Genomic DNA, 14,899 nt, shown 5'->3' with positions numbered 1-14,899 from the left:
ACCTTGAATTTTATGTTCGATCAAACCCTTCAGTTTTTAACGCCCGAAGAATCTGCTGAGGTAGACAAAGCTCTGCTAACGACACCAGAGAAGTTTCTCACTCGATTAACGCTTTCGACAGCAAAGCTGTTGGCGTTTATAGCTAAGGATATGGATATTTCTGTAGACGAGCTGACCACAGCCCAGATCATCGCCTGGTTTGAAGCAGATTCTAAGCGTAAGCAAGAGCAAGGTATAAATGCCTCGGTTCTGAAGTGGGAGGCCACAAACTTAGAGGATGTAAACCTAGAAAGCTAGCACTATCTGACTTTTCAGGATAGCCACAACGTCATAGCTTTACGAGTTTCTATTAGCATCTGGCCTATTTATAGTAACGGTAAAGGATTTCTCTCAAAGGAAACTGTCCTTAGTTAAGGACAGTCTGGGGTAATAAGACAGATGATTTGAAGCGTTTGCTGTAGGTGGATGTTTTAGGGATAAACGGCATTCTTGCTATGGATGCTGTTTATCAAGAAAACCCGCCCAGCATAGCGATTGTGTTATGCGAGGAATCTCCATGGGCTTTGGTTGTTCATGGAGGCCAGGTTTCTATGGCATGCGTTTCAGTCTGGCTGCTGTGTGAAGGATTATGGAATTTGAGTGAATATGATGATGCTATTTGATCGGGGCAATCGTTCAGCAGATAACCTTTATTTAGACGCTCGTAAGCGATGGACCAGAGTTGTGAGTCTCAGCATTCATGACAGTGAAGACATGCTGCATTCAGTGGAAAGATTGCTACAAAAAGCTAGACGACAAAATTCTCGTCACGTTCCATCACTGGTGTTACTGAGTGATGTGTTGATGGCGCTTGGGTCTACGCAGAATGCCATGGAGATTGTGGACTCGCTCATTGCCATTGAGCCAGGTAATGATACTCACGTTCAAAAAAAGGCCTTGCTTGAGCGGCTACAGGTGACTGCTAATTATGACAATCGTGAGGCTATATGGGAGTTTATTGAAGCTCGATGGACCCAAACTAGTGATTGGTAAGGGGGCTAATCTACCTACTCGTGGATGTTGCCGTTGGGCATAATCGTGCCCGTTAACCTGGCAGCTGTCAGTTTGACCATGATTTTATCGCCATAGCCGATAATGGCTCCACTGAGGTCAGCCCCACTGAGGTCAGCCCCACTGAGGTCGGCCCCAATCAGGTTGGCCTCTCGGAGGTTGGCGTGACTGAGGTTAGCTTGTAGTAAGTTTGCGCGGAAAAGTTTTGCTTTGTGTAAATTTGCCTGGTTAAGGTTGACCTTATGTAAAAACGTATCGCTAAGGTCAGCCCCTTCTAAATTCGACTTGCTGAGATTTCTACCTGAGAAATCTTTTTCCTTAAGATTGGCCCCTTTAAAGTCAGACCCTTCCAAATCGGTATCGGGTTTCTTGCGGGTCGGTGAATTTTGAGGCGGCGAATAGGTGGGTTGAGGGGCTCGGTAGATGTAATCTGCGTAGCTATTGTCGTTGGTAGGTCGATAGGACGAACTGTAAGGCGAACTGCGCCCATTATTAGATGCGCTGCTGCGGTCATTGCTGCTGCTACTGCTCGCGGCAGCGCCATTGGTCGCAGCACCATTAGCGGAGTCATGGCTTTTAGCCGAGCTGTTGGAGCCGTTGGTAGAACCACCAGCTGTGCTATACCCATTGGATGAAGCTGGATTGGTAGTAGACGGCTTGGGCGCTGTAAAGCCGTTAGAGTTAGAGCCATTAGAATTATGTGTGGGTCGGTTGCTACTGGCTGACCTATAACCATTCGTGGGTCGGTTGCTATTTTGGGCAGATGGACCACCGTTTCTTGCGCTAGCGCCATTGCTCCTATGGTTGGCATACCCGGCGGCGGCGGTGTCGTTTGTTGACCCATTGCCGTTGCTAGAACTGTAGGGATGGGTATACCGGGTTTGGCTATAGGAACGGTAGCGGTGGCTGCCGTAACGTTCAGGGTTGTATTTATTGTTGGATTTAGAGGCTGTTGTTGTGCCGTGGTGACGCAGATGCTGTTTGAGACGGCTACGAGCGTCATTAAGACGTTTGAGTTTGTCTTGGGCTTTATCGCGTAGCCGTGTGTTATCGGCTGGAATCCGATCAGGATGCCAGATAAAGACCAGGTCTTTGTAAGCCTGGTTTACGTCTGAGAGTGAAGCACCGGGCTCTAACTCCAGTACGGTATAGGCTTTCGCGATATCGTCCATAGGTAGAGTTATAACAACGGTGATGGAACGGCGAGTCGATTAAAACAAGAAATTTGTTTGTTCAGAAGGCGCTGCCGTACAATCGCCAGTCTAAATATGCTGGAAAATGATGAACCTATCAATCGGTTCACTAATGCATGGGGAGTCTTTAAGGGTATTAACTCAATTTCAAAACGGTATCTAAAAATGCAACTTTTATATTAAAAGTCTAATGTACGCCGATTATGCCTGGCGTTTTAATGACTGGCCTTAGAACCTCCAATTCCTTTAAGGCTCCGTTGCAATTCCTTATTAAAAAAGACTATTTAGTAACAAACTACTGTTCAGCTAGGCTCAGTTCGTAAATATTCCATAATGCTCCCAGGGGAGAGTATTTCACATTTTGGACCTTGTTGCGAATGGCTGCCATGGAGTACTGATTGATCAGGTAGATAAACGGCAGCTGCTCTTGAACAATACGCTGAGCTTCCACATAGATTTCGCGGCGTTTGGCTTCATCCAGTTCCTGGGCTCCTTTGATATAGAGCTGACCGATTCTTGCTTCCCAGTCGGCCACTTCACGACCTTCAATGGGGTCTTGACCTGGCAGTGGTTTTTGGTTAAATGCATGCAGGCCACCGTCTGGGTTCCATACGTTGGAGCCACCATTGGGTTCGAGTCCACCGACCAAGCTAATCATGTGGCATTCCCAATCAAGACTATCCCCTAGCTTTTCCACCAAGGAGCCCCAGCTGACGGGGTTAAAGTCCACAGTTATGCCAATTTTGCTCAGATCCTGTTTAATTTGAGCGCCGATGGCTTCGCGCACCTTATTGCCAGCATTGGTAATCAGGGTAAACCGCACCTGGTTACCGTCGGCATCCTGTAGTTGACCGTTGGCATCATATTGAAACCCAGCGGATAGCAGCAGGTCTTTAGCTTTTTCTAAGTTATAGTCATAGGCCCGAACACCATCTTCTTCAGGGCTTGCAGAATAAGGACTTAGGGGAAAAATAGATGAATTTTGCAGAACACCCAGCCCCTGATAGATGTTGTTTAACATCGTCGGTCGATCAATGGCGTAGGCCACAGCCTGTCGAAATTCTAGGGCATTAAACCAACGGGACTTGACGGGATCGACTAACGGCTTACCATCGCGGGAGCCTTTATTCAGGTTGAACGATATGAATAGGCTGCTGGGGGCCGGACCACCGTTATAGATGGTGAAATCACCCCGCTCTTCCTCGCGCTTGAGCAATGAGAAGTTATCGGGTTTGACGCCGGTTAAATCTAAACCGCCGGAGCGAAATTGTACGAATTCACTATCCTGGGACTCTACTACCTGCCAGATGACTTCCTGCAAATAGGGTTGAGGCTGACCCTGGTCATCTGTGCGCCAATAGTAGGGGTTGCGCTCAAAGACGACGCGCTCACCCGGAGTAAAGGCCTTGAGCATATAAGGTCCATTACAGACAATTTCATTGGGCGCTGTGCTGGTGCCCCAGGTGGATAAAAATAACGGGTTGCCTTCGGCATCTGTTTGGGTGATGGAGTTGGCCAGGGCGTGCTTCGGCAGAATACTGACCCCAGTGTTTCGTAAGAAAGGGGCAAAAGGTTCAGGTACTTCAAACTTAACCTGGCGCTCGTTCAGCTTGATCACCTTGGGCAATTTGCCTTCTTCTCCAATGCGGAGGACATCGCGAATTTGCGTGGGAATGGTGTCATTTAGAAAAACGTCATTGTAGGTAAAAATGACATCGTCAACGGTGAGGGGTTCGCCGTCGGACCATTTTAGGTTTTCCCGTAGGGTATAGGTCAGGGCAAGACCATTGTTGGAAAATTCCCACGACTCAGCGAGTTCTGGTTCAATTTCACCAGTTTCGTAGTTTTCGGCGATCAGTCCTTTATAGGTCATTCCAAAAATATTGGGGCGTTCGCTGTTAAGGGCGTAGTTAAAGGTTTTGGGATCGCTGAGGATGCTATAAACCAACCGTGATGATTCAATGTCTCTGGCTTTGAAGTTATCTATGGAGCAGCTTGCGATCGCAACCACCATCACCAAGCTCATCAGCAAGTAGAGCCACTTGCGCAACATACGAAAGGACATAGGACTATCCAGAACCAAGTCCTAGCTATTCTAGCGATTCATGCCCACCGATACATGCCATTGTCGGCTGGTCCCTGTGGGCATGGTCCACCTTGCTAACTTTTGGGATATCGGATTAGCCAGGGAGATGGTATTGGTTGAGGGACTTCGTTGCTAATGCGCTGACGAATCGTTTGGATATCCCGACCGGTAAGGCGAGCTAAATTTTGGGACTCCCGCTCAAAGCGAGCCATGAGGTTACGTACATAGGCCCGCCCACGGTCTTGGGCATCGTCAACAATTTTGCGGTAGTCTTCACCGGTCCATGCTTCCAATTCACGACGAGCCTCGACATTGGGGTACTCCTCCCGTAGGCGAGCTGGGCAATCGAGGCTGCCGGTAAAGGCATGGCGAGTGACATAGCGCCCCTGGAAAAACTGCCGATTAGATGTAGTTTGAAACATCAGATCTTCCGGAAACTTATCGCGGTTGTAACGCACGTGGAGCCGGGAAATAAATATAGAAGGTGCTGCTGGTCTTGGCGGAGTGCCAATATTGGGAGACGGACGTCGCTGGTTCGCGCCTTGGCTGAGCCAGGTGACACCGGCTGCCTCTAGTTCAGACAGATTCAATACCGGAGCCGAGCATGGATCACAGCTGCGCATATCCCAGGCATATTCAAGAAACGCCACATTTTTATTTTCCTGCTCATAGCGCCGCTGAAACATCTCTGGATAAACATTGCCAAAGTCGTTCTGCACAAATAGAGGCAGGTCAACATCAGTGGGAATATTCACCGTGCGATAGTTCGTCAGCTCAATACGTCCTTCTGGTGAGAGAAGATAGACCAGCAGATCCTGATCACCATCGGCGTTCAGCATGCCCAGCCGTATCGGCAGCATAAATTTTGGTGAATCATAGCTAATCTGCAATGGTCTCAAAGATTGATATCCACTGCTATCAAACTCCTGCAAATTGACCTTAGCCACAAAGAACTTCATTCCCTGACGAATGTAAGGGGCCAATACCTGGCTAGCGCCGTCGGGTAGCTGATATTGATTTTGTCTAAGCCAGGTTTCTAGTCCATCCGATTCACGGGCACTGAGAATTAAAATGTCATATTCCCCAACGGAAAATTGTTCCTCAATGGTGACACCTAAAGCTGCTGACGAGCGGGGTGATGGGGCTGCCGAGGGGGGAGCACCATCGGCAAATCGCAGTGATTCTTCGGTTTCCAAACGGTACATAATTTCGCAAGGATCACTGTCGAAATATTCCACCAGACGCGGTGCACTGAAGGCATCAAGGCGGTCGAGCACCACTTTTTCGGCCACGTCCACCTGGTCTTCAGTAATGATGGTGGGCACAGGCACCACCAGGGCAAAGTCGCTTACCTCACCCTGATAGTCGTTACCCATGGTCAATACAGTGTGGTTCCCATCGCGGGCAATGGCGACCTGAGAGGCTTTGTTGTAAAGGCTAGTATCGGCCTTGGCAACATAAAAGCCACAGAAGGCGTGGGCAGGTTGGGGATGGATGATGAATGTGCCAATGGCAATCATCACCATCATGGCTATGCGCAACAAACTAGTCATACAGGGTTCCTTCACTAAAAACGGAAAATAGAGAGATAATGCAGTCCTTAATGCGAAGCCGAAACTCTCTCCCCTCCTGGGCTACGGTGTATACATAAGTCGGAGAGCTAGCTCTAGATTTCGAACCCACTCTGCGAGAAGAGCAAAGCTCTACATCCCCCAACCCCTTACTCCCTGAGGGCTACCGTGTATACATAAGTCGGAGAGTCGCTCCAAATCTCGAGCCCTCATCCCCCAACCCCTTACTCCCTAAGGGAGAAGGGGGGCCTAGCCTCAAAGTCCTTCGCCCCCAGGGAGAAGGATTTAGGATGAGGGCCAATTCAAGGCCAAGCCTACCTTTTACTCCCTAAGGGAGAAGGGGGGCCTAGCCTCAAAGTCCTTCGCCCCCAGGGAGAAGGATTTAGGATGAGGGCCAATTCAAGGCCAAGCCTACCTTTTGGGACATTAGCTTCTAGATGTGTATACCCTGTAGCCCGAGAGGGGATGTTTTGTGTTGGTAGATGTTTCTGAACTAATTAGAAGAGTTTTGTTGAGGCATTTTTTGTCTATTTTGCAGACGATATCTCTACTCTCCCAAACTGTTTCCACTCAAATCGAGGAGACTCCCAAAGTTTGTCAAGCATAATTGTTAACGGAGCTAACGCAAACAATGCCCAAAAAACTGCTGTAGAGAGATAAAAGTGATTACGTAAAACAAACGTCAGCACAGCAATTGCTAACGCCCAAATTAGTCTGGCTGGTCGGGCATTGGGAATTGACCTTGGATCCGTTACCATAAACAGCGCAAACAACAATAACGAGCCGCTCATCATGCGGTGTGCCCACACATCCCAGGTCCAGCCAAGATATAGATTACGCACTGCTTCTAGTAGGGCATAGCTGGCTAGAAACATGCCGGTGGTGTCCCAGCGGCCTACGCGCTTGAGTACCATGCCTCCAGCACCCATAAAAATTAGGCCGTACCAAATCTCATCCCCCCATTGTCCTGGTGATACCCAAGCGTCATTGGTGAGCGTCAGAGCCGCAATAATGCCAAGATTGGCAGGATTGAAAAAATGTTTGTCGTTAACCTTAAAAAGGAATTTGCTGGCAATGGCAATGCTGGCGGCTAGAGCCATAGTGGCTATGTGGTCTGTCCTTAGCAGTAGGCTGAGACCTAATGCGGTAATCAGTGGACTACGCCAGTTGAATTCAGCTGGAGATATTGTTTGCAGCTGGTTTGATGATGAATTGTGAGACATTAGCCAAGAAAATAACCCCTGGCTCCCCAGCGCTGTGATGATTGCTGTAGCGACGATGGCTGGCTGTAGTGACCAATCGCGCATGGCAACACCTAAAATTAGAAATAAGGCTAAACACAAGATCTGATAATCCCGTGCATCTTTGAAAATGCTCAGCTGAGCTTGAATGGTGGGGATAACCATAGGCCGATTTCCATACAGGCAATTATGGCCGCTAGTATGGCTGATGCTGAGCCCAGATGTCCTCTGAGTTACAAAAAACGAAACGAATTGAATCGCTGAATGACTCACTATGTCTTAGATTCAGAAAGACTACTGTATAGCTGGCTTATTTTTGGCTTAATTCTTGCTCTCTGTCACTCTGGACTAAGGCGTCTGCATGAAAATAATGTGGTTGGTTGTGATGTTCTGTTATAGATATTCAGTTCTGTTAGATAATTGTTTCCATCCCCGCAAGGGGAATTTGAATTCTGCTGGGAGTTAATTGTTGAACCTTTTGGTTGACTAGCGATTCATTGGCTATTCGCAACAGCACTAACAACAGCGACGAGAGCACTCATCCAACTATATCAGCCCTAACCACGAATCACAGTAACTTGTCTCCCCTGAGGTGTATCCGTCACCATAGAGTTGGTTCTATCTGCAATGGCAGGCAGTCCCTGCCGTCGATCAAAAATCACTAACCAGCCCTGGTTTAACCCCAGACCCGCCAGGTAATTATCCAATTGCACCAGTCCCTGATCCATGGGGTCCGGTCGTCCCTCTCGCCAGACCTTCAGCTCCATCGCCAGGGTCACATCGCCATATCGTAAACACAAATCCATCCGACGGCTGCCAATGGCATATTCCCGCTGTAGGGTGCCGCCGCCATTCACTACCCGATGCAGAAACGCCATCATCACCAGGTGAGGTGCAATCTCATGGTACGGAGAACTCTTGAGTAACGGCTCACCATGTTGTTTCCAAAAACTGAGAAACGCATCCAACAGTGCTGCTGGATCTAAGCGTCCGTCGATGGTTAGCCAGCCAGGGCTAATCACCGGCAAACTATCTTGAGGTCCACTCGCCAATGCCCTTGGTAACACTTCGCGATAAATGGGATTAGCAGGCATCAAACCACCTGCCGGGTTACGGTTGACTAGACCAAGGTCGATCAAAAACTGTCGATCATCCTGGGAAACAATCCCCAGTTCTTCCCCGGCTAACATCGGTTCGATCACAGCCCGTACCCGGTCTTCACGCAAAATGCTTACCAAACTATCCAGGTGAGTATCCTGCCGTCGAATTAATATATCTTTAGCCGCTTCTATATGGCCTAGGGTAATGGGTTCAGCTAGATTGGTGACCAGTTCTTCTACGGTTTCTTTGGCAATGGCATTTACCAACCATGGCTGGCCCTGGGTGAGATGATATACATGTGCGATCGCATCCGACTCAAACACCTGGCCCGTTTCTGCCGTGTGCTGGCCATAGAGTTGAGCCACTTCCGTAGCCGAAAAATTTCTCAGCGTTAACGACTTAACTTTGATATTAAACGGACTGGCTGTATGCAGTCGGGTACTGCCTCCAGAAGCAACTTTATAGTCACGGATATCCCGCACACCAATCAGTGCAATTGACTGGGGAAACCCCAGGGGCCGACGGGGATAGCCATCCCGCAGCTGCCGTAACAGTGAGATTAAAGCTTCATCTTGCAGCGCATCCACCTCATCAATAAATAACACAATGGGGCGCGACGATTTTTTAGCCCACTGACTTAGGGCTTGACCAATACTTGCCCCGTCTTCCCAGACCGGTGGATGCAGCGCTGGCGGTAGCCAAAATGTAGCCGACTCTTGCCATGCGCGTAAAATAGCCGTTTCAGCCTGTAGGGGAGATTGAGCATAGGGGGCTCCCACCTCAGCCGAAACCATCACAGCCGTGTAGCGATCGCTAGCGGTAAGTTGCTGAGCTAAGGCCAGCATAGCGGTAGTTTTACCCGTTTGCCGGGGGGCATGGATAACGAAATACCCCTCTTGGTCAATGACGCGCTCTAGATTGGGCAGTCGCTCGGTTGGTGGCAGTGTGTAATGCTTATCTGGCTTGCAGGGACCAGCTATGTTAAACCAACGCGCCATGGGGAAAACGGTTACAAACGCCGTTATTTTAGCCTGTTGAGCGTTAGATGAGTTTGATTGCTGAAAATGATGAGGTGATATCTCGTTGTCCAGCCTCTTACAACCGTGTTTAGCTTACGTCACTGTGGCAGTCGATCCGCCATAGGGAAAACAGGCTGGAGCTACAGTCCATACTTAATCCCCAACTGGAAATAGCCATTTCCAGTCTTTGGCACTGATTCCGTGCGAGAAGTGAGGGGATGAGCCTGAATGCAACAGCTCGGACCTTGAGGCGTCTGCATGAAAATAATGTACCTCTTTGAGATATGTTTGAGGTTTGCTGTCCCCCTTACGGTTGACTTTCGAGGGTCAACGTTAATCTTTAGGCACTAATCGTATATCCGATAGACTTAAAGAAAAGGGAGCCTCGGTTTCAAAGCCTAACGCTGTCAGCCTAGCCATATCTGCGCCAGCGTCTACCAGGCTACGTAAACTAATTTCTGTCTGGGTCCATTCTCCCAAAGACTCGGTCATAAATAGCTGAGTCATATCCAAATTAGCGCGACAGTTCTCGCCGCACTCTGCAAATAGTGTGACCGGTGCTTCTGGTAGGGCATCTACCCGATACTGTAGGACCAATGTCATACCATCGTAGTGGGATGCAGCGCTGTAGTCAGTGGCAGGTCCAGTGAGTACTATTGCAGCCTTTTCTTGCCCGTTCCAAATAAACTGTTTTGCATCTTCCTGCGCTACCCGATCAATTGAACGGATGGTGAGCACATTATTTAGCTGAGTGTGTGCATCCACGACTGTACTGGCGGTATCGCCTACAATACCTTGCAGACTCCAGGGTGCCATGGGTCTACCCAATGCAAAAAGAGCATTACTGGTGGTCTGTTCGCTGCCATCTAAACCTGAGAATTCAGGTAGTTGCGGTAGATTGCCATTGTCTTGATAGGTTAACCCATACCCATAGGGAAACAATGGATCGTAATTATCATCACCCCGATTTACTTTGGCCTGAATCGCTGTGCGAGGCCATGAGAAAGAGAGTTTGCCTGTAAAGTCAAAATTGATGTCACCATTGGGTTTGCGAATTAACACATCGGCTATACCCGCTCCCTCCGTGCCCGGTAACCAGGCAGCGACAAATGCCTGGGCAGCATTAATCTCAGGGGTGACCCATAGGGGCCTGCCTGAGAGAAAAACAGCAACTGTGGGAATGCCTGCTGTTTGGAATGTTTCGAGTAATTGCAATTCCTGATCGGAGGCAAAATTTAAGTTGTCTAAATCTCCCTTAAACTCAACATAGGGATTTTCTCCAAAGACCACGATGGCCACATCGGGTGTTTGATCATAGCTGCCATCTGAGCTGAGGATGGCGGTTCCACCACCGGCTTCAACTGTGTTGCGAATGCCTTCCCAGATTGAAGTGCCGTTGGGGAAGTGAGCATTGGTGTTGCCAGTGCCTTCCCATGATAGGGTCCAACCACCGGTCTGCTTGCCGATGGCATCAGCCCCGTCTCCCGTGACTAATACCGTTTGATGGGTCTGTAAAGGTAAAAGATTATCTTGGTTTTTAAGTAGAACAAGAGACTCACGTACGGCCTGTCGTGCTACAGCCTGGTGATTAGGATGCCCCAACAGCGAATAATGACCAGCAAGGGGACGCTCTGAGGGTTTAGGTTTTTCAAACAAACCAAGACGAAATTTTACCCGAAGAATACGGCTTACTGCATCTTCCAGGCGCTCACGAGAAATTTCTCCAGACTTGACTTGTGCCACCGTATTCTGGAGTAGCTGACGCCAGCTGTCTGGAGCCATAAACATATCAATGCCTGCATTAAACGCAGCGGGGCAACTTTTGGTGGAACAGCCTGGAATTTGAGCATGGCCGTTCCAATCGCCCACAATAAAACCGTTAAAGCCCATGCGCTGCTTGAGCACATCGGTTAACAAGGGTCCATGGCCGTGCATGTGCCGACCATGCCAGGCTGAGAATGATGCCATGATAGTTTGTACTCCGGCTTCGAGCGCTGGTGGATAGCCGGCACCGTGATAGTCTCGCAGGTTAGCTTCACTGTCGATGTTGTCGCCCTGGTCTTTTCCGTTATGGGTGCCGCCGTCGCCAATAAAATGTTTAGCTGTGGCCAGAATGTGTTGGTTGCTGAGAAAATCATCGGTGCCCAGTGCCCCTTGGAGGCCTTTGACAATTGTTGTGGCATATTGGGCAACAATCTCAGGTTCTTCGGAATAGCTTTCGTAAGTGCGTCCCCAGCGGTTATCACGGGCAACTGCTAGGGTGGGGGCAAAGGTCCAGTCCATGCCAGTAACAATTACTTCCCGTGCTGTTATCTCGCCAATTTGTTGGATCAGATCTAGATTGCGAGTGGCCCCTAATCCAATATTATGGGGAAAGACAGTGGCTCCAACAATATTGTTGTGGCCATGGATGGCATCTGTGCCCCACAGTATGGGAATAGCCTGACCGCCGTTGCTGGTATCCATGGAGGCTGCATAAAATTCATCAGCGAGGGCTAACCAATCTTCAACTGGGGCTCGAACATTTTCACCAGGAGCTGAGTTTCCACCGTTGAGAACTGAGCCTAGACGATATCGACGCACATCCTCTGGGGTGACATGATCAATATCTGCTTGAATGGTTTGACCCACCATTTCTTCAAGGGTCATTGATGCCATTAATTCATCAATGCGGGCTTCAATCTCAGGTTCTATGGGTGCGCCGCCATGGGTGGTTGGCCAATTTTCTGGAGTAATTTGAGGGGAGGCGCTGCTGTCTATCGATGGCATCCCATTTCCCTTAGCTGCTGTTCTCAAGTATGCAATCAGTGCACTACTGAGTGTGAATACAAACAGTAGGCCAATAAGGGTGACTTTCATATTGATCATAAGAGTTTAAGGGATGGGCTGCCATGGAAGATCGTAAAGTGAATTCTTCTCTGTGTCGGTGTTAAGTACGTTTACTAGGTCTTAGCTTTATGAGCGGCTGTTTAAATCATCAAAACCTTTAGATACTCTCAGGATGGGCTCATTTTGGTTATTTAGCATGGCTGCAACTTTTATAGCTCCAACCATGACTTTAATTCCCCGTACGGCAGCCTTTGTAACGGCTGGTCTGATGGCCACATCTATACCGCTTGTGACGACTGCGGCCTGTGCTCAAACACCAGAGCGGCTGGAGTTGATGACATTGGCTCGTCTAGAGCAAATCCTACAGTCGGAGGTTGATAACGTTGAGGGAGAAAATGGTCAGTGGCAATTTAGGGTTAGCGATCGCACCGTCATTATCCTGGCCGATGCCAATAACGATCGGATGCGGGTATTTAGCCCAGTAATGCCGGTGGAAGAATTGACGGCTCAGCAAGTTCAGGCAATGCTGGCGGCTAACTTCCATACGGCCCTAGATGCGCGCTATGCCGTTACCGATGGCGCTGTGGTTGCTGTATATTTACATCCTTTGAGCACTTTGCAGGGAGACAACTTTCGTTCAGCCCTGCGTCAGGTGGTGAGCTTGGCTGAGACCTTTGGCACGTCTTACTCCAGTAATGAGCTGAATTTTGGTCTGCGCCAGCGCCAGCGCCGTAGCAATGTGGAAGAAATTTAGGCGGCTTAGCCTTTGACGCAGATGACTTGTTTTAGGGTGGCGACGACTTCTACCAAGTCCCGCTGGTTAGCCATGACTTCATCAATGGGTTTATAGGCTGCGGGAATTTCGTCGATGACGCCTTTGTCTTTACGGCATTCTACGCCGGCGGTCTGTTCGATCAGGTCGTCAAGGGTATAGGTATCCTTTGCTTTGCTGCGGGACATGACGCGACCGGCCCCGTGACTGCAGGAGCAGTAGCTATCGTGGTTCCCTTTGCCCTTGACAATGTATGACTTGGTGCCCATGGAGCCAGGAATAATGCCATAGTCGGTGGTGCGTGCCCGAACGGCTCCTTTGCGGGTGACGTACACATCTTTGCCAAAGTGTTCTTCTTTTTCAGCGTAGTTGTGATGGCAGTTGACGGCCAATAATGGCTTAAAGGGTTTGCCGCCGCCAAGATGTTTTTCGATGATGTGCTTAAATCGAGCCATCATTTCTTCTCGGTTTTGTAGGGCGTAGGCCTGTGCCCACTGTAGATCGTTCCAGTAGCTACGAAACTCTTCAGTACCGGCGACAAAGTATGAGAGATCGAGGTCTGGTAGTTTCTGGTTGGCTAGCTTTTGGAGGTTTTTGGCAGTACTGATGTGGTTTCTGGCTAGCATGTTGCCGATATTACGGGAGCCGGAATGGAGCATAAGCCAGACGGTGTCTTCGGTATCGATGCACACTTCGATAAAGTGGTTGCCACCACCAAGGGAGCCCATTTGACTCAGGGCTTTCTTTTCTAGATGCTGCACGCCCTTATGTAGGTCTTTAAAGTGACGCCAGCCTTGCCAGTTGTAAACGGATTTGCCAACTTTCTTGTTGCTTTCGAAGCCAGTGGGGATGGTGGCTTCGATTTCTTTACGGATTTTTTTGAGTTTGCCGTCTAGCTTTTTGCTTTTGTAAGGCGTCTGAAGAGCGCACATGCCACAGCCGATATCGACGCCGACGGCAGCGGGGACTAGGGCGTCTTCGGTGGCGACGACGGAGCCGACGAGGGCTCCTTTGCCGAGATGAACGTCGGGCATCAGGGCGACATGTTTGTAAACAAAGGGCAGTGAGGCGACGTTTTTGGCCATTTGGATCTCTTTGGAGCCGAGATCGTGGTTGGCCCAAGAGAGGACAGGTTTGTTGGTTTTGAAGGGGACGGGTTGGTAGGGCATGGTGCGATCTTATTCGTGATCTGGGAGGAATGGTGAAGATGTGGGCTGGTTATAGTTTTTGTTGACTGGTTTATAGCGGAGTGGGTTGCTCAGGGCTTTCCTCCCTGAAACTCCCCGATCTGGGGAACTCAACTTCCCCAGACCCCTCGCATAAGAGGTTTACAGGGGAATAGCTGAAGGTAGTTGCACTGGTTGCCGGTGAGGTGGTTACGCTGCTCCGCGTTCGCTCCACACCGTAAAAAAGAGGTGATCGAAACTTCTTAAATCGGAGGGGGTGTTTACCCCATATCTCTAGTGCGCAAAGTGAATATCTTCGTAGGGGTGCGGCCTTGTGCCCACCCGGCAGTATTGATGGCTGTTATGCAGAATTTTGTGTTAGCTCTTTTCAGGCCAAGCAATAATCTCATCAAGTGTCATTGAATCTAGTGGTTGGAACTTGGTGTCGGGGTATTTGCGTTGGAGTCGTCGTAAGGCTTTGGCTTGCTGGGCGGCAAAGGTTTCTTGTTGTTGGAATCGATAGCGAATGGAGCCGCTGACAATATCATCTAGGCTATCTTGGAAGGCTTCGATTTCATCACGCCAGTGTTCAGCTGCTTGATCATCAGGAAAAGCTTGTAATTTAAGGATATGGATGATGATTTGACGGGTTAGGGAGGCGGTTTTGTTAAATTGCTCCCGACCCATATCGCTAATTTCCTCAATTAAGTTTGCTAAGTCTAGATTCCTGAAGTCCTGAGATCGCAACGCCTCGGCTTGATACTCACACCAAGCCATAAAATCAGTGTCGTACAGATTTTCTCGTGGCGCTGAGGCCGCTGAGGCATGCTCTGTTGTAGGTGCTTGATTAGTGGGACTCGACATGGCTATC

At 49.2% G+C, this 14,899-nt stretch carries 11 protein-coding genes; 3 read left to right on the top strand and 8 right to left on the bottom strand.

Translation table 11 applies throughout. The annotated features are described in order from the left end of the window. Window positions 1-12: 12 nt before the first annotated feature. Together SPB21_RS16680 and SPB21_RS16675 are read left to right on the top strand one after the other, a co-directional pair. The gene (locus SPB21_RS16680; protein WP_499061694.1) at window positions 13-297 is read left to right on the top strand and encodes an NDH complex assembly factor CRR9; all 285 of its coding nucleotides are present in this window, start codon (window positions 13-15) and stop codon (window positions 295-297) included. A 348-nt stretch (window positions 298-645) separates the two neighbouring features. After that, entirely contained in the window at window positions 646-1,032 is a 387-nt protein-coding gene (locus tag SPB21_RS16675) for a tetratricopeptide repeat protein (RefSeq protein WP_163670315.1), read from the top strand. A gap of 14 nt (window positions 1,033-1,046) precedes the next feature. Here the strand turns inward: SPB21_RS16675 and SPB21_RS16670 are convergent, their stop codons facing one another. The 6 genes from SPB21_RS16670 to SPB21_RS16645 all read right to left on the bottom strand — a co-directional run bounded on the left by SPB21_RS16670 (window position 1,047) and on the right by SPB21_RS16645 (window position 12,129). Beyond that, window positions 1,047-2,222: a pentapeptide repeat-containing protein gene (locus SPB21_RS16670; protein WP_499867196.1), complete on the bottom strand. Its 1,176-nt coding sequence runs from the start codon at window positions 2,220-2,222 to the stop codon at window positions 1,047-1,049. Window positions 2,223-2,538: 316 nt separating this feature from the next. Further along, window positions 2,539-4,308 carry an ABC transporter substrate-binding protein gene (locus SPB21_RS16665; RefSeq protein WP_163699307.1) on the bottom strand — a complete coding sequence of 590 codons (1,770 nt, stop codon included), beginning with the start codon at window positions 4,306-4,308 and terminating at the stop codon, window positions 2,539-2,541. 95 nt (window positions 4,309-4,403) lie between these two features. After that, a complete protein-coding gene (locus SPB21_RS16660; protein WP_499061696.1) occupies window positions 4,404-5,882 on the bottom strand; it encodes a DUF2330 domain-containing protein in 1,479 nt (492 codons plus the stop codon). 545 nt (window positions 5,883-6,427) lie between these two features. Continuing rightward, window positions 6,428-7,306 (bottom strand): RnfABCDGE type electron transport complex subunit D, encoded by an 879-nt coding sequence (locus SPB21_RS16655; RefSeq protein WP_499061697.1) that lies wholly within the window; start codon window positions 7,304-7,306, stop codon window positions 6,428-6,430. A gap of 392 nt (window positions 7,307-7,698) precedes the next feature. Beyond that, the gene (locus SPB21_RS16650) at window positions 7,699-9,240 is read right to left on the bottom strand and encodes an ATP-binding protein (protein ID WP_499867195.1); all 1,542 of its coding nucleotides are present in this window, start codon (window positions 9,238-9,240) and stop codon (window positions 7,699-7,701) included. A 354-nt stretch (window positions 9,241-9,594) separates the two neighbouring features. Continuing rightward, the gene (locus tag SPB21_RS16645; protein ID WP_499867193.1) at window positions 9,595-12,129 is read right to left on the bottom strand and encodes a glycoside hydrolase family 3 protein; all 2,535 of its coding nucleotides are present in this window, start codon (window positions 12,127-12,129) and stop codon (window positions 9,595-9,597) included. A 184-nt stretch (window positions 12,130-12,313) separates the two neighbouring features. Here SPB21_RS16645 and SPB21_RS16640 point away from each other — a divergent pair, with 184 nt between their 5' ends. Beyond that, window positions 12,314-12,844, top strand: coding sequence for a type III secretion system chaperone (locus SPB21_RS16640; RefSeq protein ID WP_163670342.1), 531 nt, complete (start codon window positions 12,314-12,316; stop codon window positions 12,842-12,844). Between the two features lie 5 nt (window positions 12,845-12,849). Here SPB21_RS16640 and SPB21_RS16635 read toward each other — a convergent pair whose 3' ends face one another. Together SPB21_RS16635 and SPB21_RS16630 are read right to left on the bottom strand one after the other, a co-directional pair. Further along, window positions 12,850-14,031, bottom strand: a complete 1,182-nt coding sequence (locus SPB21_RS16635; protein WP_163670344.1) for an RtcB family protein — start codon at window positions 14,029-14,031, stop codon at window positions 12,850-12,852. Between the two features lie 375 nt (window positions 14,032-14,406). Further along, window positions 14,407-14,892, bottom strand: coding sequence for a DUF29 domain-containing protein (locus SPB21_RS16630; protein WP_163670346.1), 486 nt, complete (start codon window positions 14,890-14,892; stop codon window positions 14,407-14,409). Window positions 14,893-14,899 lie beyond the last annotated feature (7 nt).

Origin of the sequence: Leptothoe sp. ISB3NOV94-8A (genome assembly GCF_043421595.1) — a bacterium.
Lineage (GTDB): Bacteria > Cyanobacteriota > Cyanobacteriia > Phormidesmidales > Phormidesmidaceae > Leptothoe > Leptothoe turfae.
The sequence above is the reverse complement of the archived record's forward strand: the minus strand, read 5'-3'. Positions and strand labels throughout refer to the sequence as shown.